Annotated in this window: 15 protein-coding genes, 2 tRNA genes and 3 rRNA genes; 7 read left to right on the forward strand and 13 right to left on the reverse strand. The window is 60.4% G+C overall.

All coding sequences use genetic code 11. The features are described 5' to 3' along the window. Positions 1–31: 31 nt before the first annotated feature. The 6 genes from FJQ89_RS25455 (at position 32) to FJQ89_RS25480 (ending at position 6,595) form a co-directional block, all read left to right on the forward strand. A 16S ribosomal RNA gene (locus tag FJQ89_RS25455) occupies positions 32–1,561 on the forward strand. Positions 1,562–1,640: 79 nt separating this feature from the next. Next, positions 1,641–1,717: transfer RNA gene (locus FJQ89_RS25460), tRNA-Ile, on the forward strand. A gap of 25 nt (positions 1,718–1,742) precedes the next feature. Further along, positions 1,743–1,818 (forward strand) — tRNA-Ala (locus FJQ89_RS25465). A gap of 242 nt (positions 1,819–2,060) precedes the next feature. Next, positions 2,061–4,935 (forward strand): 23S ribosomal RNA (locus FJQ89_RS25470). A 138-nt stretch (positions 4,936–5,073) separates the two neighbouring features. Then, positions 5,074–5,186, forward strand: a 5S ribosomal RNA gene (gene rrf, locus FJQ89_RS25475). Together the 16S, 23S and 5S rRNA genes with 2 tRNA genes alongside form the textbook arrangement of a ribosomal RNA operon. A gap of 110 nt (positions 5,187–5,296) precedes the next feature. Continuing rightward, positions 5,297–6,595: a leucine-rich repeat-containing protein kinase family protein gene (locus FJQ89_RS25480; protein WP_141172989.1), complete on the forward strand. Its 1,299-nt coding sequence runs from the start codon at positions 5,297–5,299 to the stop codon at positions 6,593–6,595. A gap of 53 nt (positions 6,596–6,648) precedes the next feature. Here the strand turns inward: FJQ89_RS25480 and FJQ89_RS25485 are convergent, their stop codons facing one another. Then, positions 6,649–7,908: a nitronate monooxygenase gene (locus tag FJQ89_RS25485; RefSeq protein WP_100876084.1), complete on the reverse strand. Its 1,260-nt coding sequence runs from the start codon at positions 7,906–7,908 to the stop codon at positions 6,649–6,651. Positions 7,909–8,091: 183 nt separating this feature from the next. After that, positions 8,092–8,577: a YajQ family cyclic di-GMP-binding protein gene (locus FJQ89_RS25490; protein WP_010396032.1), complete on the reverse strand. Its 486-nt coding sequence runs from the start codon at positions 8,575–8,577 to the stop codon at positions 8,092–8,094. Positions 8,578–8,762: 185 nt separating this feature from the next. Between FJQ89_RS25490 and murB the strand changes: the two genes are divergently transcribed. Then, the gene (gene murB / locus FJQ89_RS25495) at positions 8,763–9,791 is read left to right on the forward strand and encodes a UDP-N-acetylmuramate dehydrogenase (RefSeq protein WP_141172204.1); all 1,029 of its coding nucleotides are present in this window, start codon (positions 8,763–8,765) and stop codon (positions 9,789–9,791) included. On the opposite strand, the gene ppnP is transcribed toward murB, so the two are convergent. From ppnP to FJQ89_RS25550, 11 genes are all read right to left on the reverse strand, one after another. Next, complete coding sequence (gene ppnP, locus FJQ89_RS25500) at positions 9,792–10,106, reverse strand: pyrimidine/purine nucleoside phosphorylase (RefSeq protein WP_141172205.1); 315 nt, start codon at positions 10,104–10,106, stop codon at positions 9,792–9,794. Positions 10,107–10,130: 24 nt separating this feature from the next. Beyond that, complete coding sequence (locus tag FJQ89_RS25505) at positions 10,131–11,156, reverse strand: diguanylate cyclase (RefSeq protein ID WP_141172206.1); 1,026 nt, start codon at positions 11,154–11,156, stop codon at positions 10,131–10,133. Between the two features lie 10 nt (positions 11,157–11,166). Next, the gene (gene cheB, locus FJQ89_RS25510) at positions 11,167–12,216 is read right to left on the reverse strand and encodes a chemotaxis-specific protein-glutamate methyltransferase CheB (protein WP_141172207.1); all 1,050 of its coding nucleotides are present in this window, start codon (positions 12,214–12,216) and stop codon (positions 11,167–11,169) included. 10 nt (positions 12,217–12,226) lie between these two features. After that, positions 12,227–14,512, reverse strand: coding sequence for a hybrid sensor histidine kinase/response regulator (locus tag FJQ89_RS25515; RefSeq protein ID WP_141172208.1), 2,286 nt, complete (start codon positions 14,510–14,512; stop codon positions 12,227–12,229). Then, positions 14,509–15,195, reverse strand: coding sequence for a chemotaxis protein CheW (locus FJQ89_RS25520; protein WP_141172209.1), 687 nt, complete (start codon positions 15,193–15,195; stop codon positions 14,509–14,511). The genes FJQ89_RS25515 and FJQ89_RS25520 overlap by 4 nt, the downstream gene beginning before the upstream one ends. A gap of 9 nt (positions 15,196–15,204) precedes the next feature. Next, positions 15,205–16,440, reverse strand: a complete 1,236-nt coding sequence (locus FJQ89_RS25525; RefSeq protein ID WP_141172210.1) for a CheR family methyltransferase — start codon at positions 16,438–16,440, stop codon at positions 15,205–15,207. Further along, on the reverse strand, positions 16,437–16,892 hold the full coding sequence (locus FJQ89_RS25530; protein ID WP_141172211.1) for a chemotaxis protein CheW: 456 nt from the start codon (positions 16,890–16,892) through the stop codon (positions 16,437–16,439). Before FJQ89_RS25530 ends, FJQ89_RS25525 begins: the two co-directional genes overlap by 4 nt. Positions 16,893–16,896: 4 nt before the next feature. Next, complete coding sequence (locus FJQ89_RS25535) at positions 16,897–18,708, reverse strand: methyl-accepting chemotaxis protein (protein ID WP_141172212.1); 1,812 nt, start codon at positions 18,706–18,708, stop codon at positions 16,897–16,899. Between the two features lie 189 nt (positions 18,709–18,897). Then, on the reverse strand, positions 18,898–20,133 hold the full coding sequence (locus tag FJQ89_RS25540) for an argininosuccinate synthase (protein ID WP_071078781.1): 1,236 nt from the start codon (positions 20,131–20,133) through the stop codon (positions 18,898–18,900). Between the two features lie 69 nt (positions 20,134–20,202). Continuing rightward, positions 20,203–21,123: an ornithine carbamoyltransferase gene (gene argF, locus FJQ89_RS25545; RefSeq protein WP_099760165.1), complete on the reverse strand. Its 921-nt coding sequence runs from the start codon at positions 21,121–21,123 to the stop codon at positions 20,203–20,205. A 286-nt stretch (positions 21,124–21,409) separates the two neighbouring features. After that, a complete protein-coding gene (locus FJQ89_RS25550) occupies positions 21,410–24,262 on the reverse strand; it encodes an ATP-binding protein (protein WP_141172213.1) in 2,853 nt (950 codons plus the stop codon). Positions 24,263–24,335 lie beyond the last annotated feature (73 nt).

Genomic DNA, 24,335 nt, shown 5'->3' on the forward strand with positions numbered 1-24,335 from the left:
GTGCCAATAAAATGGCAAAGTAACAGAGATTAAACTGAAGAGTTTGATCCTGGCTCAGATTGAACGCTGGCGGCATGCCTTACACATGCAAGTCGAACGGCAGCACGGAGCTTGCTCTGGTGGCGAGTGGCGAACGGGTGAGTAATATATCGGAACGTACCCTAGAGTGGGGGATAACGTAGCGAAAGTTACGCTAATACCGCATACGATCTAAGGATGAAAGTGGGGGATCGCAAGACCTCATGCTCGTGGAGCGGCCGATATCTGATTAGCTAGTTGGTAGGGTAAAAGCCTACCAAGGCATCGATCAGTAGCTGGTCTGAGAGGACGACCAGCCACACTGGAACTGAGACACGGTCCAGACTCCTACGGGAGGCAGCAGTGGGGAATTTTGGACAATGGGCGAAAGCCTGATCCAGCAATGCCGCGTGAGTGAAGAAGGCCTTCGGGTTGTAAAGCTCTTTTGTCAGGGAAGAAACGGTGAAAGCTAATATCTTTTGCTAATGACGGTACCTGAAGAATAAGCACCGGCTAACTACGTGCCAGCAGCCGCGGTAATACGTAGGGTGCAAGCGTTAATCGGAATTACTGGGCGTAAAGCGTGCGCAGGCGGTTTTGTAAGTCTGATGTGAAATCCCCGGGCTCAACCTGGGAATTGCATTGGAGACTGCAAGGCTAGAATCTGGCAGAGGGGGGTAGAATTCCACGTGTAGCAGTGAAATGCGTAGATATGTGGAGGAACACCGATGGCGAAGGCAGCCCCTGGGTCAAGATTGACGCTCATGCACGAAAGCGTGGGGAGCAAACAGGATTAGATACCCTGGTAGTCCACGCCCTAAACGATGTCTACTAGTTGTCGGGTCTTAATTGACTTGGTAACGCAGCTAACGCGTGAAGTAGACCGCCTGGGGAGTACGGTCGCAAGATTAAAACTCAAAGGAATTGACGGGGACCCGCACAAGCGGTGGATGATGTGGATTAATTCGATGCAACGCGAAAAACCTTACCTACCCTTGACATGGCTGGAATCCTTGAGAGATCAGGGAGTGCTCGAAAGAGAACCAGTACACAGGTGCTGCATGGCTGTCGTCAGCTCGTGTCGTGAGATGTTGGGTTAAGTCCCGCAACGAGCGCAACCCTTGTCATTAGTTGCTACGAAAGGGCACTCTAATGAGACTGCCGGTGACAAACCGGAGGAAGGTGGGGATGACGTCAAGTCCTCATGGCCCTTATGGGTAGGGCTTCACACGTCATACAATGGTACATACAGAGCGCCGCCAACCCGCGAGGGGGAGCTAATCGCAGAAAGTGTATCGTAGTCCGGATTGTAGTCTGCAACTCGACTGCATGAAGTTGGAATCGCTAGTAATCGCGGATCAGCATGTCGCGGTGAATACGTTCCCGGGTCTTGTACACACCGCCCGTCACACCATGGGAGCGGGTTTTACCAGAAGTAGGTAGCTTAACCGCAAGGAGGGCGCTTACCACGGTAGGATTCGTGACTGGGGTGAAGTCGTAACAAGGTAGCCGTATCGGAAGGTGCGGCTGGATCACCTCCTTTCTAGAGTTTGCACGAATCAGTAATGATTCACGCATCAAATGTTCACACTTATCGGCTGTTAATATAAAGAACAGCATTTGGGGCTGTAGCTCAGCTGGTTAGAGCACCGTGTTGATAACGCGGGGGTCGTTGGTTCGAGTCCAACCAGCCCTACCAGTTTCTGTAGTCTGGAAATACCCTAGGGGGATTAGCTCAGCTGGGAGAGCACCTGCTTTGCAAGCAGGGGGTCGTCGGTTCGATCCCGTCATCCTCCACCAAAAGTTCAAACGTAAATCAGTGCCGATAGTGCACCGGGATTTAGGTTTGGTCTTTTCGAGATCAAGTGCTGTATGTTCTTTAACAATCTGGAAGAAGTAAAGATTATTTATTGATCGGTTTGCCGTAAAACGCAAATCGATGGGTAATGATTGTATGTATCAACAAACAAGCAACAACGTTGTACTTTCTTATCCCTGTAGCGCTCTTTCATCATGCAAATGATGAGAGGCTAACGTTATAGGGACAAGCGAATAAGTGCACATGGTGGATGCCTTGGCGATTACAGGCGATGAAGGACGTAGTAGCTTGCGATAAGCTGCGGGGAGTGAGCAAACACACTTTGATCCGCAGATTTCCGAATGGGGCAACCCACCCTTTTAGGGTATTGCATACTGAATACATAGGTATGCAAGGCGAACGCGGCGAACTGAAACATCTAAGTAGCTGCAGGAAAAGAAATCAACCGAGATTCCCAAAGTAGCGGCGAGCGAAATGGGAAGAGCCTGTACGTGATAGTCGGACCGATAACAGAATCCTCTGGAAATAGGAGCCATAGTGGGTGATAGCCCCGTATGTGAAATCGGACCGGTGGTACTAAGCGTACGACAAGTAGGGCGGGACACGTGACATCCTGTCTGAATATGGGGGGACCATCCTCCAAGGCTAAATACTCGTAATCGACCGATAGTGAACCAGTACCGTGAGGGAAAGGCGAAAAGAACCCCGGAAGGGGAGTGAAATAGATCCTGAAACCGTGTGCATACAAACAGTAGGAGCGGACTTGTTCCGTGACTGCGTACCTTTTGTATAATGGGTCAGCGACTTACATTCAGTGGCAAGGTTAACCGCATAGGGAAGCCGTAGAGAAATCGAGTCCGAATAGGGCGATCAGTCGCTGGGTGTAGACCCGAAACCAAGTGATCTACTCATGGCCAGGATGAAGGTGCGGTAACACGCCCTGGAGGTCCGAACCCACTAATGTTGAAAAATTAGGGGATGAGCTGTGGGTAGGGGTGAAAGGCTAAACAAACTTGGAAATAGCTGGTTCTCTCCGAAAACTATTTAGGTAGTGCCTCAAGTATCACCATCGGGGGTAGAGCACTGTTATGGCTAGGGGGTCATTGCGACTTACCAAACCATTGCAAACTCCGAATACCGATGAGTGCGAGCTTGGGAGACAGACGTCGGGTGCTAACGTCCGGCGTCAAGAGGGAAACAACCCAGACCGCCAGCTAAGGTCCCAAAGATTGGCTAAGTGGAAAACGAAGTGGGAAGGCTAAAACAGTCAGGATGTTGGCTTAGAAGCAGCCATCATTTAAAGAAAGCGTAATAGCTCACTGATCGAGTCGTCCTGCGCGGAAGATGTAACGGGGCTAAGCCAGTCACCGAAGCTGCGGATATCCTTTATTGGATATGGTAGGAGAGCGTTCTGTAAGCCTGCGAAGGTGTCTTGTAAAGGATGCTGGAGGTATCAGAAGTGCGAATGCTGACATGAGTAGCGATAATGGGGGTGAAAAGCCTCCACGCCGTAAGCCCAAGGTTTCCTGTTCAACGTTCATCGGAGCAGGGTGAGTCGGCCCCTAAGGCGAGGCAGAGATGCGTAGCTGATGGGAAGCAGGTTAATATTCCTGCACCGTCGTATGATGCGATGGGGGGACGGATCGCGGAAGGTTGTCCAACTGTTGGAATAGTTGGTTTTTGGCTCATAGAAGGCACTTAGGCAAATCCGGGTGCGTAATTCAAGGGGTTGAGACGAGTGAACTTGTTCACGAAGCAATCGGAAGTGGTTCCAAGAAAAGCCTCTAAGCTTCAGTCATACGAGACCGTACCGCAAACCGACACAGGTGGGCGAGATGAGTATTCTAAGGCGCTTGAGAGAACTCGGGAGAAGGAACTCGGCAAATTGGTACCGTAACTTCGGGAAAAGGTACGCCCCAGTAGCTTGATTGGTTTACTCCATGAGGGTGAAAGGGTTGCAATAAACTGGTGGCTGCGACTGTTTAATAAAAACACAGCACTCTGCAAACACGAAAGTGGACGTATAGGGTGTGACGCCTGCCCGGTGCTGGAAGATTAAATGATGGGGTGCAAGCTCTTGATTGAAGTCCCAGTAAACGGCGGCCGTAACTATAACGGTCCTAAGGTAGCGAAATTCCTTGTCGGGTAAGTTCCGACCTGCACGAATGGCGTAACGATGGCCACACTGTCTCCTCCCGAGACTCAGCGAAGTTGAAATGTTTGTGATGATGCAATCTACCCGCGGCTAGACGGAAAGACCCCATGAACCTTTACTGTAGCTTTGCATTGGACTTTGAACCAATCTGTGTAGGATAGGTGGGAGGCTTTGAAGCGGGGACGCTAGTTCTCGTGGAGCCAACCTTGAAATACCACCCTGGTTTGTTTGAGGTTCTAACCTTGGTCCGTTATCCGGATCGGGGACAGTGCATGGTAGGCAGTTTGACTGGGGCGGTCTCCTCCTAAAGTGTAACGGAGGAGTTCGAAGGTACGCTAGATACGGTCGGACATCGTGTTGATAGTGCAATGGCATAAGCGTGCTTAACTGCGAGACTGACAAGTCGAGCAGGTACGAAAGTAGGACATAGTGATCCGGTGGTTCTGTATGGAAGGGCCATCGCTCAACGGATAAAAGGTACTCTGGGGATAACAGGCTGATTCCTCCCAAGAGTTCATATCGACGGGGAGTTTGGCACCTCGATGTCGGCTCATCACATCCTGGGGCTGTAGCCGGTCCCAAGGGTATGGCTGTTCGCCATTTAAAGTGGTACGTGAGCTGGGTTTAAAACGTCGTGAGACAGTTTGGTCCCTATCTGCCGTGGGCGTTGGAAATTTGAAGGGGGCTGCTCCTAGTACGAGAGGACCGGAGTGGACGTATCTCTGGTGTACCGGTTGTCACGCCAGTGGCATTGCCGGGTAGCTAAATACGGAAGAGATAACCGCTGAAAGCATCTAAGCGGGAAACTTGCCTTGAGATGAGATTTCCCAGAGCCTTGAGCTCTTTGAAGGGTCGTTCGAGACCAGGACGTTGATAGGCTGGGTGTGGAAGTGCAGTAATGCATTAAGCTAACCAGTACTAATTGCCCGTACGGCTTGTCCCTATAACCTTAGCAGGTACAGAGGATAAGACGGTACAACGTTGCGTGTTTGTTGATACTACTATTCATTACCCCAATCTTTGCTTCTTCCAGATTCAGGCTTTGTCGCTCCATCGAGGACAAATGCCAGTACAAGTTATGCCTGATGACCATAGCAAGTTGGTCCCACCCCTTCCCATCCCGAACAGGACCGTGAAACAACTTTGCGCCGATGATAGTGCTGCAACCAGTGTGAAAGTAGGTTATCGTCAGGCTTGTTATTCGAAAAAACCCCCATCGGTGATCCGGTGGGGGTTTTTTTACGTCCGCTGGATTGAGCTATGCCAGCGCTTGCCGGGTTGTTGAAAGGGATATCTTGTCTGCTGTGCATACACTGGAACAATTACACACTGGCCAACTGGCCGGCGTGCGCCGCCTGACGCTGTCCTGCGGCTTGAGCGACTTCCCCCGTGAGATATTCGACCTGGCCGACAGCCTGGAAATCCTTGATTTGTCGGGCAATGCGCTGTCCTCCCTGCCTGACGATTTGCCGCGCCTGCACAAGCTGCGCATCATTTTTTGCTCGGATAATCTGTTCACCACCTTGCCGGCCGTGCTCGGTTCCTGTCCTGCGCTGGAAATGATCGGTTTCAAGGCGAACCGGATCGACCATGTGCCAGCCGCAGCCTTGCCGCCCAGGCTGCGCTGGCTGACCCTGACCGACAATGCCATCGAAGTCTTGCCGGATGAGCTGGGCAAGTGCGGTGCATTGCAGAAACTCATGCTGGCGGGAAATTGTCTGGCCAGCTTGCCCGCCTCCCTGGCCAATTGCCGCCAATTGGAACTGGTGCGCATTGCCGCCAACCGTTTCACGGCGCTGCCCGATTGCCTGCTGTCTTTGCCGTGCCTGAGCTGGCTTGCGTACGCGGGCAACCCGTTCACGGAAGTGCGCGAACTGGTGGCCCTGACCGATGCCGGTACGGCGGTTGTGGCCTGGTCCCGCCTGGCAGTGGCGCAGCAGCTGGGCGAGGGCGCATCGGGCGTGATATACCGTGCCCGCCTCGATGGGCGTGATGATGTCGCCGTCAAAGTATTCAAGGGGGCGATGACCAGCGACGGCTTGCCACGCAGCGAAATGGCCGCCTGTGTCGGTGCGGGTACGCACGCGGGCCTGATTCCCATCCTTGGGACGCTCGATGGGCATCCGCAACAGGCGATGGGCCTGGTCATGCCGCTCATCGATGCTGCCTTCCGTAACCTGGCCGGTCCGCCCAGCCTGGCGTCATGTACGCGCGATGTGTATGCCGATGGCGTGCGCTTGGATGCGCCGCAAGCGCTGGCCATTGCCCATGGCATCGCCTCGGCCGTGTGCCAGTTGCATGCGCGCGGCATCGTGCATGGTGACTTGTATGGCCACAATATCCTGCATGCGCACGCCGGAGCCTGCCTGCTGGGCGATTTTGGCGCGGCGTCCATGTTTGCGCCCGGTTCGCCGCAAGGGGACTTGCTGCAGGGTATAGAGGCGCGCGCCTTTGGCGTGCTGCTGGGCGAGTTGATCGCGCATTGCGCGACGCGCTTGCCCGGTCTGCAGGCCATGATGGATGCCTGCCTGCAGGAAGGCGTGCTGCGGCGGCCACAGTTCGACGTGATCGAGCGGGCATTGCGAGACATGCTTCCCGTATAAAAAATGGCGCAGCCTTCGCAGGCTGCGCCATTTTTATTTCAGGCTGAGAATATTCAGCCTTGGACTGCTTTTTCCGGCAGGGCGATCTGGTTGTCGACGCTGAACTGGTAATCCTTGAAGACGTGTTCGGCCGTCAGGATCTGGTATTCGCCGTTGTCGAGCTTGTGCGTGGTGTCCTTCAGGCGATACGTGTAATGGCCGCAGGTCCAGCAGTTGAAGTTGCGCATGTGGGTGCACAGGCAGGTCTTGTCCATCACGACGACGGTTTTTTGTTCCGGATGGGCCGCCACTTCGCGGTTGTATGAGTTGATGTACGCGCAATTGCCCGTCGCGTCGAGCAGGTAGCCATACGATTCGCAGCCTGGACGGATGCCGGCGCCGATGGCGGGCGTGTTTTTCAGCATGCGCATCGGGTAGCCCGTCGGCGAGACGCCGTTGACGATGATGTCTTCTTCCGAGGCTTTGTAGTATTCCTGCTTGACCTTGTTTGGCAAGCCGCATTCCTCGGTGACGGTGAAGCGCGTCGCCACTTGCACGCCAGCTGCGCCTGCTTCCAGGAAGGAGACGGCATCGCTGCCCGTGAAGATGCCGCCAGCGGCGATCAGCGGGATGTCCAGCTGTTCCGTTTTCAGATAGGCCAGCAGTTCCGCGGTAATTGTGTGCAGGTCGTAATTGGCCCAGTCCATGCCGAAACCCAGGTGGCCGCCGGCCAATGGTCCCTCGACGATGATGAAGTCGGGCAGCCGGTCCAGCTTGGCGTTCTTGCGCAGGAAAATCTGCAGGGCGCGCACGGACGAGACGATGATGCCCAGCTTGGCATCGCGGAAGCGCGGATGGTCGGCCATCAGGGCGAACGAACCGAAATGCAGGCCGGCCGACAGGGTGATGCCGTCGATGCCTGCGTCCAGCGCCGCATTCAGGCGCACGCGCAAGGTTTCGCGGGGGCCATTCATGGTCAGCTTTTCCATGCAATTGACGAAGATCAAGCCATCGCCTTTTTTCGCTTCCATGGTGCGGCCGATATGCAGGCGTTGCGCTTCGGCCAGGCGGCCCAGGTCGAACTGCACCACGGCTTTGTCGCTATTATTGATGTTGAACTTGTACAGTTTCGTCTTGTCTTTGACGAAGGTGGTGTCGAAACGGCGATCCGACACATCTTCCACCATGGCATCGGAGATATGCCCGATACCGTTCAGCCGGGCCGCTTCCAGGGCCAGCTCCGACGTGGAAATATCCACACCCATTCCGCCTATCATGATGGGCACATATTCTTTTTTGCCAAATCGCAGGCGGAAATCATCAACACGTTTCATTGCTATCCTTAGACTACCGTGGTTATCACTGAGCCAGATGTACGGTCAAGCCCGCTGCCGGTCGGGCGCGCGGGCGCATGTAGCTGTGCGCAGCTTCAATTCTACCCCAAGCGGGCAGGCTCTCCGGGACAGCTTGCCAGCATGCTGGTGCAAGCGCGGGCCGGATCGCCCGCCGCATCGAAATTAATCGCGGAAATTGTTAAATTCCAGCGGCATGTCGGGCACGTCCTTGCGCAGCATGGTCATGGCCGCCTGCAGGTCGTCGCGCTTGGCGCCCGTGACGCGCACGGCTTCACCCTGGATGCTCGCTTGTACCTTCATCTTGCTGTCCTTGATGACGCGCACGATTTTCTTGGCATCATCCGATTCGATGCCATTCTTGATCTTGATGATCTGCTTGACCTTGTCGCCGCCGATCTTCTTGATGTCGCCTTCGTCGAGGAAGCGCACATCGACCTTGCGTTTGGTCAACTTGTTCGTCAGAACGTCGCGCACCTGGCTGAGCTGGAATTCCGAGTCCGCAAACGCGGTCAATTCGTTTTCCTTGTGTTCGACGCGGGCGTCGCTGCCCTTGAAGTCGAAGCGGGTCGTGATTTCCTTGTTGGATTGCTCGACGGCATTCTTGACTTCGATCATATCGGCTTCGGAGACTACATCAAATGATGGCATGGTCTGTTCCTTTTCTTGTTAAAGCGAGCGCGCGCTCGGCGCACTGGGCCTTGGCGGCTGATTCTGCGCCATGGGACGGCCCTGTTAAAGATGCGACATTTTAACGGACAACGGGCAAGTCGCCCTTGTCCTGAGGTGGTTTTTTGTCGCTTTCGCTCTATAATCGAGCAAAATTCCCCTATCCCATGCATCCAGAGCTCACCATCGAACACAATTACTCCCTCCAGCGCCTGAATACCTTCGGCATCACGGCCAATGCGGCCGCCTACGTACGCATCACTTCGCAAGCCCAATTGCAGGCCGCGCTGCAAGATCCCGCCTTGTCCGCCATGCCGCGCCTGATACTGGGCGGCGGCAGCAACATCGTCCTGACGGGCGACTTTCCCGGCGCCGTGCTGCACATGGCCACGCGCGGCATGCGCCTGGCGCAGGCGGATTTCGAGACGATACTCGTGACGGCCGCCGCCGGCGAAAACTGGCACGACTTCGTGCAGTGGACCCTGGCGCAAGGCGTGGGCGGGCTGGAAAACCTGTCGCTGATCCCCGGTACCGTGGGCGCGGCCCCTATCCAGAATATTGGCGCGTATGGCGTTGAAATCAAGGATTATCTGCATAGCGTGAGCGTCATGCACAGCGCCAGCGGCATCGTCTTCGACATGGACCGCGACGCTTGCCGTTTCGCTTACCGCGACAGCATCTTCAAGCAGGCGGACGGGCGCGAGCTGATCGTGCTGGAAGTGACGTTTGCCCTGCCTGCCGAGTGGCAGCCGAACTTGCGCTATGCGGAACTGGCACAGGCCGTGGCCGAGCGCAATCTTGCCGAACCGACGCCGCAACAGGTGGCCGACACGGTGATGGCGATACGCCGGCGTAAATTGCCCGACCCGGCCGTGATTGGCAATGCGGGCAGTTTCTTCAAGAATCCCGTGGTGTCACGCGAGCAGTGTCTTGCCTTGTTGGAACGTTTTCCCACCTTGGTGCACCATGCGCAAGCCGATGGCACGGAAAAACTGGCGGCCGGCTGGCTGATCGATCAGTGTGGCTGGAAGGGAAAAAACCTGGGGCCCGCGGGAGTGTATCCCAAGCAGGCACTGGTTCTGGTGAATAATGGCGGCGCTCGTGGCGCGGACATTACCCGGCTGGCGGCAGCGATACAGGATGATGTAGAGGCGAAATATGGCGTGCGCCTGTCGCCCGAGCCTGTGTTTGTTTAATCAGGCAAAATGGCAGACGTAGTCGACAGTTTCGACGGTTTCAATATCAAAATGGCTATTGCCCGGCACCTTGAATTCCTGGCCCGCGGCATAGCTGTTCCATTCTGTCGCGTCGGCCAGGCGTACCTTGCACAGGCCCCCGACGATTTCCATCGTTTCCGGCGCGCCCGTGTTGAAGCGCAGCGATGACGGGAAAATCACGCCCACGCTTTTCTTCGTGCCATCGGCCAGGATGACATTGTGCGAGACGCACTTGCCGTCAAAGTAGATATTCGACTTTTTGACGACGCTGACATTGTCCAGTTGTGTGCTCATGCTTCACTTTCCTTCAGTTAAAAATCAGTCTTCGACGTCATCGGCGCTCAACACGCTGTTGCGTCCGCCGCGCTTGGCCGCGTACAGGGCCTGGTCGGCGCGGTTGATCAGTTGCTCGACCGTCGAGTCCGGGGACGGCACGATGGTGGCCACGCCGATCGAGATGGTGACGATGCCCGTGCTTGCCGCCGGGTTCTCGATCTGCAAGCCCTCCAGGTGACGCCGGCACGCTTCGGCGATCAGCAAGGCCCCTGCGGCCTGCGTTTCAGGCAGGATCAGGGCGAATTCCTCGCCGCCATAGCGGGCTGCCAGGTCGGCCGGGCGTTTCAGATGTTCCGTCAGCACGGCGGCGACTTTTTTCAGGCCCAGATCGCCCGCCAGGTGGCCAAAGTGATCGTTATAGCTTTTAAAATGGTCGATATCGCAGAACAGCAGGCTCAGCGGCGTCTTGTCGCGCTGGCCCCGCTGCCATTCAAATTGCAAGGTTTCATCGAAGCGGCGGCGATTGGCGATGCCCGTCAAGCCATCGAGGGCGGCGAGCTTCTGTAATTCAATATTCGCATCGGCCAGGTTTTTTTGGCTTTCGCGCAGGAAACGAAATGCCTGGTCGCGCTGCAGGCGGCTGATGTGCGCATTGGAATGGTAGCGTATGCGCGCCAGCAATTCCAGGCGGTCCGGCAGTTTCACCACGTAATCATTGGCGCCGACGGCAAAGCTGTGGGCCTTCAGTTTCGGGTCATCCTTGGCTGACAGCACGATCACCGGCACATGCGCCAGCGCCGCGTTTTCGCGGTACAGCTGGATCAGCGCGAAGCCGTCGATGCCCGGCAGCACCAGGTCTTGCAGGATGACAGTCGGTTGCAAGCGCAGCGCCGTGTCCAGCGCCTGCGTGGCGTCGGTCACGTAATGGAACTCGATATCCTGCTGGTCGCTCAGCATGCGCCGGATTGCCTCAGCAATGATCAACTGGTCGTCCACCAGCAGCACGCTGACCTTGAATTCGGTCAATGCGGGCTCATGCAGGGTGAAACTGGAGGAAAATTCTGGCATTGCATTCTTTTCAGATGTTAGGGGAGGACTCCCACCCATTGTTGAGTTTCGCGCCCAGGCGGTTGCGCAGGCTGGCGCCTATTCTATCCAATGGCAGGATTTGCTGCGCTGCATCGAGTTCGGCTGCCGCGCGCGGCATGCCATACACGGCACTGCTGGCCTGGTCTTGCGCTATCGTCGTCTTGCCCGCGCGGCGCATGGCCAGCAAGCCATCGCCGCCATCGCGGCCCATGCCTGTGAGCAGCACGCCGATGGCATCGCCGCGCCAGTGCTGTGCCACGCAATGAAAGAAGACATCGACGGAAGGACGGTAAACATAGTCGCGTGGTGCCGCATCGTAACCCAAACGATAATTTTGATCTAGCAGCAAGTGATCATTGGTCTTGGCGACCAGCACGCTGCCGGCCACCAGTTCGTCGCCCTCGGCGATCACGCGCACCGGCATGTCCAATTGATCGTCCAGCCATTTGGCGAAGTGCGAGGCGAAGGTTTCATCGATATGTTGCACCACCACGATGGCGCAGCCGGGCGGCGCCGTCCAGCCGGACAGCACCTTGGCTACCGCTGACGGCCCGCCCGTCGAGGCGCCGATGGCCACCAGCGTGCTGACCTGGCCATCGCCGCGCTCGCCCTTGGCTTGCACCTGGCGTGGCGGTGGCGCTTCGGCGCTGTGGCGTATCAGCTTGCCGATGGTCTTGATCTTGGCCAGCAATTCGCTGTCGCCGCCCACTTCTCCCTGCAGCACGGGCGTGGCCGTGACGTCGAGCGCACCGGCGCCCAGCGCGCGGAACACCTGGTTGACATTGTCCTGCGGGCGTCCCGTGACCACCAGGATGGCGCACGGGCTTTGCTCCATGATCAGGCGCGTCGCTTCCACGCCATCCATCTCCGGCATGTTCAGGTCCATCAGGATCAGGTCGGGACGGTTGCCCTCGCACATGCGCACGGCCTCGAGCCCCGTGCGGGCAATCCACAGCACCTGGTGCTCCTGCGTGCTGGCCACCACCCGGCGCAGGGCCTCGGCGGCCATGGCGACATCGTTGACAATGGCAATTTTCATGAAGTACGACTCATAAGCTGGCATCTCCTATCAGGTCGGCCACTGCGTCGAGCAAGGTCTCGTCGTGGAAGCTGCCTTTGGTCAGATAATAATCGGCGCCGGCGGACAGGCCGCGCGCGCGGTCTTCCGGGCGGTCCTTGTACGAGACGATCATCACCGGCAGCTTGTGCAGGTGCAGGTCCTTCTTGATCAGCGAGACCAGCTCGATGCCATCCATGCGCGGCATGTCCACATCGGTGATCACCAGGTCGTACTCGCCGCTGCGCACCACGTTCCAGCCGTCGATGCCGTCGATGGCCACGTCGACCTCGAAGCCGCGCGCCAGCAGCAGCTTGCGCTCCATTTCGCGCACCGTCAGCGAATCGTCGACGACGAGGATGCGCTTGGCGCGGCGCTGCTGCGCGTGGCCGGCCTGCGCCAGCTGGCGCAGGCCGCCCTCGTGCAGCAGTTTGTCGATCGACAGCAGCAAATCGGGCACGTCGAGGATCAGCACCGGCTCGCCGTCGTCGAGCAGGGCGGCGGCGGAAATGTCGCGCATCTTGCCGAAGATCGGATCGATGGCCTGCACCGCCAGGCTTTGTTCGCCGCGGATGGCGTCGACCACCAGCGCATAGCTCTGCTTGCCGCGCCCGATCACCACCACCGGCAAATCGTCGGCGCTGCTGGGCGTTTCGCCCAGCTCCAGCACCTGCGCCGCCGACACCAGGCCCAGATGCTCGCCCTTGAGTTCAAAGAACTGCTTGTTTTCCAAGGTATGGATGGCCGCTTGCGGCACGCGCACCACGCTTTCCACCTTGACGATGGGGATGGCGTAGGCCTCGCCCTGGATGTCGATCACCAGCGCGCGCACGATCGACTGCGTCAGCGGCAGGGTAATCAGCGCGCGAAAACCCCGGCCCGGCTCCGATTCCAGGCGCACCGTGCCGTTTTGCTGGCGTATCGTCTCGTGCACGATATCGAGGCCCACGCCGCGTCCGGACAACTGGTTGGCCGTCGCTTTCAGGCTGAAGGCGGGCAGGAACAAAAATTCCAGCAGCTCGCCCGGCGACAGCGCGGCGGCCATGGCGGGGCTGGCCATCTTGCGCTCGATGACGGACTGGCGGATTTTTTCCAGGTCGACGCCGCGCCCGTCGTCGCTGATCTCGATGCTCAGCATGCCGGCGCGGTGGCGCGCTTCCATGCGTATCGTGCCCATTGCTGTCTTGCCCGCGTCGATGCGCTCGTACGGGCCTTCCATGCCATGGTCGATGGCATTCCTCAGCATGTGGTTGAGCGGGCTTTCGATCTTCGCCAGGATGTCGCGGTCGACCAGCGTGTCTTCGCCGTCGATCTCCAGCTGCACTTCCTTGCCCAGGCTGCGCGCCAGGTCGCGCACCATGCGCGGGAACGCGTGGATGCCGTCGCGGAAAGGGCGCATGCGCAGGGCCAGTACTTCGTCGACCATGCCCTGCGAGACGGCCAGCAGGCGCCGCTCATAGGTTTCGATGTCGGCGATGTGTTCGAGCATGAACTGCTTCAGGGGCTGCGTCTTGTGCAGCGCCAGCAGGGACTTTTCCATCAGGTCCGGATCGCCTGAGCGGGCAATGGCGACGTGCAGCTGTTCGATGGCCGAAAACAGGCTGCTCTGGTTGCGCTTGAAGCGCTGCAGGGCGCCGACGAACGGGTGCATCTGGTGCGCATTGATGCGCGATTCGCTGGCCAGCGACAGCAATTTGTCGAAATTCTGCGCCTGGGCCTTGGCTGGCGCACCGGTACGCGGCGCGTTGGCGGCCGCCGACTCCACTTCTTCGCCCGCCAGGCCGCCGGCCACTGTCGCTTGCAGTTCGGCGGGGGGCGACGGCACGGGCGAAGGCGCCGAGGGCAGGGCCGGCAATTCCGGCAGCTCGGCGATGCCGGCGATGGCGTTCAGGGTCTGGTCGATCTGCGTCGCGTTGGCGGCCAGCCACGCTTCGGCGCCCGCATCGTCCAGGCGTGACAGCTGCACGATCAGGTCGACACCCGACAGCAGCACGTCGACCCGCTCCGGCGTGAGTTTCAAGCGGCCATGCTGGGCGGCGACAAAGCTGTCTTCCATGCCGTGCGCCAGTTGCACCACCACTTGCAGGCCGACGATGGCGGCCGCGCCCTTGATCGAGTGCGCCGCGCGCATCATCGATTCGACGGCGGCCGCGTCGCCCGCATGGCGCTCCATGGCCAGCAAGCCATCGGTGAGAATCTGGGTCTGGCTGTCCGCCTCCATGCGGAACAGGTCCAGCATGGAAAAGGCACTCAGGTCGCCGTGCTGGTCCTGGCTCATCGTAATAGTCTCGCAAGTTGAAAGCCGATCAGCGCCGTGTCCAGGCAGCCGATGCGCATGTCGCCCTCGGTGATGACACCAGACAGGAAGCGCGACAGGCCCTTGTTGATGGTGGCCGCAGGCGTTTGCACGCTGCTTGAGGCGTAGCGCACGATGCCGTGCAGGTCGGCCACGGGCAGGGCGTAGGCTTGCTCTTCCCAGCGCATCAGCAGCAGGCGCGCAAAGGTGTGGCGGCCGCGGGCCGGCGGCGCACCCTGTTCGTCGATGCCCAGCAAACTGGCCAGCGACATGCACGGATACAGCTTGCCGCCGATATTGACGATGCCAGACAGGCCGCGCCCGCTGCGGTGCGGCAGCACGTGCGGTTTCGCTTGCGGCGCCACGGAGTCGAACACGCGCGTGGGCAGCGCCAGCCATTCGCGGCCGATGCGAAACACCAGCACCGAGCTGTCGCGCACTTCGCCGCCCGCATCGATCTGGCGAAAGTGGCTGGCCCAGTCGCGCTGGTAGTGCTCATCCACGGGCCGTTGCAGATTGCGCTGGGCGGCGCCCGCATACACGTCGCAGTTGCGGCAATGTACATTGGCTGGCAGCCTGGGGCAGCTCTGGTCGCCGACCACGCCGATATGGTTCCAGCAGTCGTCGATGCTGGCGGAGGACTCTGTGGCGATGAGGTTGGTCATGCTTGCCCCTTAGTTGGACGCCTGGCGGCGCTGGTAGATGCGCGCCGCGCGCGCCTTCAGGGTAGCGGCGGCGGTGTGGTTGCCATTGCGTTCGGCCAGCAGGGACAGGTGGCACAGCGCTTCGTAATGATCCGGCTGCAAATAGATGCAGCGGCGCCAGTAGTCGTCGGCCAGGTCCATCTTGCCGGCCAGTTCATTGATCATGCCCAGCATGAAATACGCTTCGGCCGCCTCTGGCACGCGGGCCAGGTGGGCGTGGCATTTTTCGCCCGCCTCGCGCAACTGGCCACGGTCGGCCAGCCGGCGCGCTTCGGCCAGCAGGTCTTCCGGTGGCTGCGGCGCCTGCACCGGCACGGGGCGCGGACGTGCCGCCGGCGCCGGGACGGCGCGGGCCGGCGCGGGCCGTGGCGCGGGCGGCACGCTGCGCAGCGCGCGCGTCGGCGGCGGCAAGGCGGCCACCTGGATCACGGCGGCTGGTGGCGTGGCTTCCTTTTTCAGTGCGAAGGCCTGGCGGAACTGCAGCGGCGCAAAGCCGTTCTGGCAGAACGACGGCACTTCCGCATAGCCGGCCAGCAGCATGCCGTCGTCGGCCAGCAGGGCGGACAGGTTGGCGATGGCGGCGCGCGTGGTCGGCTTGTCGAAATAAATCAGCAGGTTGCGGCAGAAGATGACGTCGTAGTGGCGGCTGCAGGTGGCAGTATCGAACTGCAGCAGGTTGCCCTGCCTGAAGGTCACCTGTTCGCGCAGGGCGTCGATGATGCGGTAGGCGTCATCGGCCACGTGCGTGAAATAACGCTCGCGGAAGGCCACGTCCTGGGCGCGGAAGGCGTTGCGGCCATACACGCCGGCCTGCGCCCGTTCGATGCAGCCGGGACTGAGGTCATACGCGTCGATGCTGAAGGCCTGTTTCGGCACGCCGCCGTCGCGCAGCGCCATGGCCATCGAATACGGTTCTTCGCCGCCCGCGCACGGAATCGACAGGATGCGCGTGGCACGCCCGCGCGCCCAGCGTTCCTGCACCAGTTCGACGGTGGCGTAGAACGCCTGCGGGTCGCGGAACAGCCACGATTCGGGCACCACCACCAGTTCGATCAGCTGCGTCATTTCGGCCGGCGTGAGCGCCTGCAGGTAGGCGGCACTATCGCCAAAACCCGTTTGCTCCATGCGCTGGCGGACGGCCCGCTCGGCCACGACTTTGGAGACGGACAGGCCGGTCGCGCGGCGCAGCAGGGCTTGTGCCGTCATTGCGCGCTCGCGTCTTGAAACAGCAGCGCACGCACGTCGGGCGGCAGCAGGTGTGCCAGTTCGACCAGCTGCACGATGCCGTCGGCGTCGCTGGCCACCTGGCCCAGGAACGGCGCCGTGGCCACGCCGCTGTCTTCAAGCTGTTGCGGGTCGATGTCGGCGATGCCGCGCACCTGCGAGGCCATCAAGCCCAGCGCATGCGTGGCGCCGCCAGCTGCGCGGTAGTCGACGATGACGATGCGCGTGTCGAACTGCGCGGCGGCGGCCGGCAGCCCGGCCAGGCGCGACAGATCGATCACGGGCACGGGCATGCCGTGCAAGTCCATCAGGCCGGCCACATAGTCTGGCGTGAGCGGCAACTGTTTCAGCTCCAGCAGCGGCAGCACGCGCACGATGCCGGCCAGGGGCAGGCCATAGCGGTCGCGTCCGATGTGAAAGAGCAGTACTTTCATGGGATCAGATGGTGACGGCGAAGGACGACACGCTCGACTGCAGGTCGCCCGCCGCATATTGCAGCTGGTGCACCGCTTCGCTGGTGGCTTTCAAGGATTCCACCGTTTGCTGGGTGGCGTCGTTGAGCTGCATCATGGTGTCGGAAATCTGCGATGCGCCTATCGCTTGCGACTGCATGCCTTGCAGCACGGCATCAAATTGCGGTGTGAGCTTTTGCACCTGGTCCATCACGGACGACAGCTGCTCGGCCACTTGCCGCACTTCGCCCACGCTGCGGCGAATTTCCTCGGAAAATTTATCCATGCCCATCACGCTGGCCGACACGGCTGACTGCATTTCCTTGAGCATTTGCTCGATATCCCAGGTGGAAACAGAGGTCTGGTCGGCCAGGCGGCGAATTTCCGTGGCCACCACGGAGAAGCCGCGGCCCGCTTCGCCCGCCTTTTCTGCCTCGATGGCGGCGTTCAGCGAGAGGATATTGGTCTGGTCGGCCACCTTGGTGATGGTGATCAGCACGCTATTGATATTGCTGGCCTTTTCCGACAGGGCGGCCAGCTTGGCATTGATGGAGTCGGTGGCCGAGACCATGTGCTGCATGGTCGAATCCATGCGCTTGAGGTTGTTTTGCGCTTCGGCCGTGGCATTCGTCGTGTAGTCGGCCACGGCCGTGGCGTCTTCCATGGTTTTGAGCAACTGGCTCGTATTGGCCGAGATTTCCTTGGTGGTGCTGAGAATTTCCACGCTGGTTTGCGCTTGCTCAATACCCGTGGCTTCCTGCTGGCGTGCCGAGGCGGCGATTTCCGTGGCCGACGTCGTGACCTGGATGCCAGCCTTTTGCACATTGTTGAGCAGGCTGCGCAGGTTTTCGAACATCTTCGCCAGGCCGTTGCCCAGCTGGCCGATGGCGTCGCTGCCCGTGATGTCAACCTTGCCCGTCAGGTCGCCCGAGGCCGCCTTCGACACCACTTGCAGCAAGGAGTCGACCTTGGCGCGCAAGCTATTCGTGGCCGCCAGTTCATTGGCCTGGTTATCCTGGATGGTTTGCGCCATGCGGTTGAATTCTTCCGTCACCTTGCCCAGCTCGTCGCGCGAGAGGATGGCGGCGCGCGCGTTCTGCTCGCCGCCGGCGATGCGTCCGACGGCATCCGTCAGGTTGTTCAGCGGACCGAGGATGGAACGGCCCAGCAGGTAGGAAATGCCCAGCGCCAGCACCACGCACAGCAGGCCGCCCAGGGCCAGGGTCAGCAGCATGGTTTCCTGCAATTTTTCCGTGTTGGCCGTGCGCTCTGCCAGCAAGCGGCTTTCCTCTGCTGCGACTTCGTCGAGCAGCTTGTTCGCTTGCGCGACGGCCGGGTAGCCGGTCGGCGGCATGCTGCGCGCCACCGATTCCGTCGCGCCCGGGGCATTGCCCAGCGCGCGGCGCTTCTCGATCAGCGGATTGATCCATTCCTTGATCCAGACGCTGGTCAGCTGGTCGATCTTGCGGAAGCGTTCCGACTGCTGCTTGTTGTCGACCGTCATGGCGATGGCTTTTTGCGTGTGCTGGCTCAGCACCGCCATCTCGTCCGTTTCCGGGTTCAGCGAGGCTTCGTTGCCAGTCAGGATGAAACCGCGTACTTCCACCTGGATTTGCAGGACGGAATTGTGAATCTTGTCGATCTCGACCAGCACGTCCATCGTATGTCGGTCCCATGCATTGGCCTCCGACAGGCGCGAAAAACTGTTGTAGGCGACGCCCAGCAGTATCAGGATGATGGCCACGATGGAGCCGAAGCCCAGGTACAGTTTATTCTTGATACTCAGGTCTTTGAACATGGTGGCTCCGGAAGCGGGAAGTTTCGACTAAATTGCACTGTAGCATTTTGCCACGGGGACAGCAAAACGGGGGCGGATACGGGAGCTGCAGGGGGGTAAAATCGCGGACCAGTGCGTTCCAGACGTAAAAAAAGCCGCCCGTGGGCGGCTTTCGGCTGGCGCGGGAGGCGGCGCCTCCCCGATAACCAATTACTTCTGGCCGCGCTTTTCGCGGGCGATGGCGGCGATGCGCATGCGCAAGGCGTTCAGCTTAATGAAGCCGCCGGCGTCGGCCTGGTTGTAGGCGCCGCCGTCTTCGTCGAAGGTGGCGATGTTCATGTCGAACAGCGAATCGGTCTTCGAATCGCGCGAGACGACGATGACATTGCCCTTGTACAGCTTGATGCGTACCCAGCCGTTCACGGTTTCCTGCGTGTGGTCGATCAGGGTTTGCAGGGCAACGCGCTCGGGCGCCCACCAGTAGCCGTTGTAGATCATCGACGCGTAGCGCGGCATCAGGTCATCTTTCAGGTGGGCCACTTCGCGGTCCAGTGTGATCGATTCGATGGCGCGGTGGGCTTTGAGCATGATGGTGCCGCCCGGGGTTTCATAGCAGCCGCGCGATTTCATGCCGACGTAGCGGTTTTCCACCAGGTCCAGGCGTCCCACGCCATGCTTGCCGCCAACTTTGTTCAGTTCGGCCAGCACGGTGGCAGGCGACATGCGCACGCCGTTGATGGCGACGATGTCGCCTTTTTCGTATTCGATGTCCAGGTACTCGGCTTCGTCCGGCGCCTTTTCAGGGCTGACGGTCCAGCGCCACATGCTTTCTTCCGCTTCGGCGCTCGGGTTTTCCAGGTGACGGCCTTCAAAGCTGATGTGCAGCAAGTTGGCATCCATCGAGTACGGCGCGCCGCCGTTCTTGTGCTTCATGTCGATGTCGATGCCGGCGTCTTCCGCGTACTTCAGCAGTTTTTCGCGCGACAGCAGATCCCACTCGCGCCATGGGGCGATGATTTTCACGCCAGGTTTGAGCGCGTAGGCGCCCAGTTCGAAACGCACCTGGTCGTTGCCCTTGCCGGTCGCGCCGTGCGAGATGGCGTCGGCGCCGGTGGCGTTGGCGATTTCGATCAGGCGCTTGGCGATCAGCGGACGGGCGATCGAGGTGCCCAGCAAATATTCGCCTTCGTACACGGTGTTGGCGCGGAACATCGGGAAGACGAAATCGCGCACGAATTCTTCGCGGACGTCTTCGATATGGATGTTTTCCGGCTTGATGCCGAATTTGATGGCCTTGGCGCGCGCCGGTTCCAGTTCTTCGCCCTGGCCCAGGTCGGCCGTGAAGGTGACGATTTCGCACTGGTAGTTATCTTGCAGCCATTTCAGGATGACGGAGGTGTCGAGTCCGCCGGAATAGGCCAGGACTACTTTTTTAATGTCGCTCATATTGCTTCCAGTTGTCGTTGTCGATGTATGTATTGCGATGCTGCCAGAATGGTTGCAGTGCCTGGCGAATTAGTTGATTTTACCGAGTAACAGGTATTCGATCAGCGCTTTTTGCACGTGCAGGCGGTTTTCCGCCTCGTCCCACACCACCGATTGCGGGCCGTCGATCACTTCGGCGGCCACTTCCTCGCCGCGGTGGGCGGGCAGGCAGTGCATGAACAGCGCGTCGGGCGCGGCGCGGGCCATCTTCGCGCCATCGACGATCCAGCCGTCGAAGGCGGCAATGCGGGCCGCGTTTTCTGCTTCGTAGCCCATGCTGGTCCACACGTCCGTGTTGACCAGGTGCGCGCCCTCGCAGGCGTCGGACGGGTTGGCAAAGAACGTGTAGCGTTCCGTCTTGACTTGCGCCAGGTCGATGTCGTAGCCCTGCGGCGTCGACACGTTGACGTGGAAACCGAACACTTCGGCTGCCTGCAGCCACGAGTACAGCATGTTGTTGGCATCGCCGATCCAGGCGACGACCTTGCCGGCGATCGAGCCGCGGTGTTCGATATAGGTGAAGATGTCGGCAAACACCTGGCACGGGTGGTGTTCATTGGTCAGTCCATTGATCACCGGCACGCGCGAATTGGCGGCGAAACGCTCGATGATTTCCTGGCCAAACGTGCGCACCATGATGATGTCGCACATGCGCGACATGACCTGGCCCGCGTCTTCCACCGGCTCGCCGCGGCCCAATTGGGAATCGCGCGTGTTCAGGTAGATGGCGGCGCCGCCCAGCTGGTGCATGCCCGCTTCGAACGACAATCGCGTGCGGGTGGAGTTCTTTTCAAAGACCATCACCAGGGTGCGGTCGATCAGTGGATGGTAGATTTCGTAATTCTTGAACTTGCGCTTGATCAGATGGGCGCGTTCGATCACATATTCGTACTCTTCCAACGTGAAATCGGAGAACTGGAGGTAGTGCTTGATCGGTTTTTTTATCGACATAATGACCACTTGAAGATGCGCAGGCCGCCGGCGGCGTGCCTTTCCCGCCGGGTTGCATCAGCGTACAACATCTCGTCTGATGACTGCCTCGCCCGGCGCGCTGCTGTGTTGATCGGTGCCCGTGCCTGTTTGTCGCGCGGGTCGATGCGGTTTGCCAAGTTGTAAATCATGCAATGGCAGGGACTTCAGCCATTCAATTATAAGGGTTTTGCTTTTAGATTGGAAAGACTGCCCGGACGGGTACTTGTGTAGACAAGTGGCCGCGTCCAGCCAGGCGCTTGCCGGCTCAATAGATGTTGGCGGGCGTGGCCGCATCGATCTGTGGCGCCAGCAGCGGCAGATCGAGCGTGAAACGCGTACCGGAGGAGCTGCTGGTCACCTGGATGGTGCCACCCAGCAAGGCCGTGACGATGTTGTAGCTGATCGACAAACCGAGGCCGCTGCCGCCCTGGCCCAGCTTGGTAGTAAAGAAGGGGTCGAAGATGCGTGACAGATGCTGTTCGGAAATGCCACCGCCATTGTCGGCAAAGACGATCTGTACGCGCGCGCCATCGAGCGTGGCGGACAGGTGCATGCAACCCGCGCCGGCGCCGCCATCGTTGGGCGCGGGAGCGAACGCGTGCAGCAGGGCGTTGTTGATCAGGTTGGTGATCACCTGGCCGAATGGGCCCGGATAGCTGTCCATGGCGATGCCGAATGCGATGTCCGTCTCGATGCGGTGGCCCGAACTGCGGATGCGGTTCATGACGGTGGCGATGATTTCATTGCTCACCTGTTGCAGGTCAAACTGGCGCCGCTGTTCCGTGGTGCGGTCAACGGCCACCTGCTTGAAGCTGTTGACCAGGTCGGCCGCACTGTGCAGGCCGCGCATCACCAGCGCCGACGCCTTGCCCGCATCCTCGATGTAGGCGGCCAGGTCGGAGCGGCGCAGGCCGGGACCGTTCATCAGGCGTTCCACGTCTTCCGTTTTTTGCTGCATGGTGCTGGCGATCAACAGACTGTTGCCGATCGGGGTATTGAGTTCATGCGCCACACCGGCCATCAGGGAACCGAGGGCGGCGAGTTTTTCCTGCGACACCAGTTGCGCCTGGGCATCTTGCAGCTGCCGGTAGGCGCTGGCATTGTCGAGCGCGATGGCGCCATACGCGCACAGGGTGCGGAAGATCAGCCGCTCGCGTTCGCCGTAGGCATGGGCATGGCAAGCCTGCACCGTCATCACGCCCAGCACGCGCTCGCCCACGGTCAAGGGCACGTACAGCACGCTCTGGTTATGCAGGGTGCCGGGCACGGTGTAGGCGTGGCGCTTCGGTGGCACCTGGTCGATATACACTTCGCGCCGGCCCAGCAGGCAGCGCACGGAGTAGGCGCGTGGATTGCTCAGTGGAATGGCGTTGTCGGACAGCGGCCGGCCCGCTTCCATGCCGTGCGCGCGGCGCAGCGCCGTGCCCGCCGCATCGAGCATGTAGACGGCGAAGGTGTTGACTGGCAGCAAGGCATGCACGTGGCGGTCAAGCACCTGGAACACGGCGCTGGCGTCGAGGTGGGTGGTGATTTCCTGGCCGATGGCCGACAGCCGTTCCAGCGTGTCGCTGGTCTGTTGCAGTACTTCGGCACGGCGCGCTTCGGAGGCGGCCAGTTCGCGGTGGTGATAGCCTTCCGAGCGCGCATGTTCCGTCTGGTGGTAGATCTGCATGGCGGTGGCGCGGTTGCTCGCTTGCTGGGTGTGGCTTTTTTCGCGCGCCACGCCCGCATCGAGGGCGATATCGTAGGCGCGCGCATAGTCGCCCGCATGCGCGTATTCGCGCGCCAGCGCATCGAGCAGTTCGCCGGGCGGCGAATACCCTTCGATGGAGGCGGCCACCTGCAGCGCCTGGTGCAGGAAATGCAGGGCGGGATTGCGTTCTGACATGCCTGCCGGTGGCGGCAACTCGTGGCGCGCATGCAGCATGGCCAGCACGCGCAGCGCCGCCACCTGGTGCATGGCGTCGCCCTGCGCGGTGGCCAGCTGGCAAGCCCGTTCGGCCGCCTGCAGCGCCTCGTCCGGCCGGTCCAGGTAGGACAGCGCGTGGGCGCGGCCGCGCTGCGCCATGCTGCGGAAATCGGCCTGGCCCAGCGCTTCGGCGCGCTGCGCCAGCCGGCTGAAGGCGTCGAGCGCCGTGTCGTAGTCGCCCTTGTCCAGGCTCAGTTCGCCCAGGTGGAACAGCGCGTTGGCATACGTGCGCGCACCCGACACGGGCGCCAGGATCTGCAGCGCTTCGCGCAGCAAGTCTTCGGCGGCGCCCAGGCGTCCCAGCTTGCGCATGGTTTCGGCCGTATGCGTCTGGCAGGCGCCGATGCTGCGCGGCCAGCCGGTGGGGCGCGCCAGGTCCAGCGCGCACTGCATCCATTCGAGGGCCGATTCATTGTCGTTGAGGCTGGCGAAACAGTCGCCGATATTGATGGCGGCCGTGATGGCGCCGCGCAGCTGGCCGCTTTCCAGCGCCGCTTCATAGCTTTGCATGTAGTGGCCGGCGGCCGTGCCCAGGTCGCGCGAGGTGTGCGCCAGCAAGCCGAGGAAGTCATGCACCCAGGCTGCCAGCGGTGCGGGCAGCTTGACGCCGGCGTCGGCCTGGAGATGCCCGCCCCAGCGGGCCTGTGCGGCAGGCGCATCGCGCAAGACCGCCCAGCGCGCCGAGGCCGCGTCGGCCAGGCTGGCGCGCATCGCATCGCCGGCGCCGCGCGCTTGCTGCGCCGCGGCCAGCAGTTCGGCATCGCAACGGGCATGGTCGCCCCGGTCGACGGCGATCGAGGACAGCAGCCAGTGGGCATCGGCGCAACCGACGGCGTCGCCGTGCGCGTCGCAGGTGGCGCGTGCCGCCATGGCCAGGCTTTCCGCGGAATCGAGCGCGCCTTGCAGCCACGCCACTTCCGCCTGCACCAGTTGCAGGCGCGCGCGCGCCTGTTCCAGTGCTGCCGTTTCCAGGTCGCCCAGCGGCAGCAGCAGGTGCGCTTCCTCGCTCAGCGCAATTGCTCTTGTGCAATCACGCTGGCGCAAATGCCAGGACAGCAACAGCAGCAGCGGTATGCGCCCGGCGCCACGCAACGGCAGCAATGCGCTTTCCCACTGCGCTACGTCATGTTCGAGCGCGAACATTTCCATTCAAGCATTCTCCCCGCAAACAGTGCGCCAGCCTGCGACGGCACAGGCCATGTGTCATCGCATTGTAAGCTGC

The organism is Janthinobacterium tructae (assembly GCF_006517255.1).
Taxonomy (GTDB): domain Bacteria; phylum Pseudomonadota; class Gammaproteobacteria; order Burkholderiales; family Burkholderiaceae_D; genus Janthinobacterium; species Janthinobacterium tructae.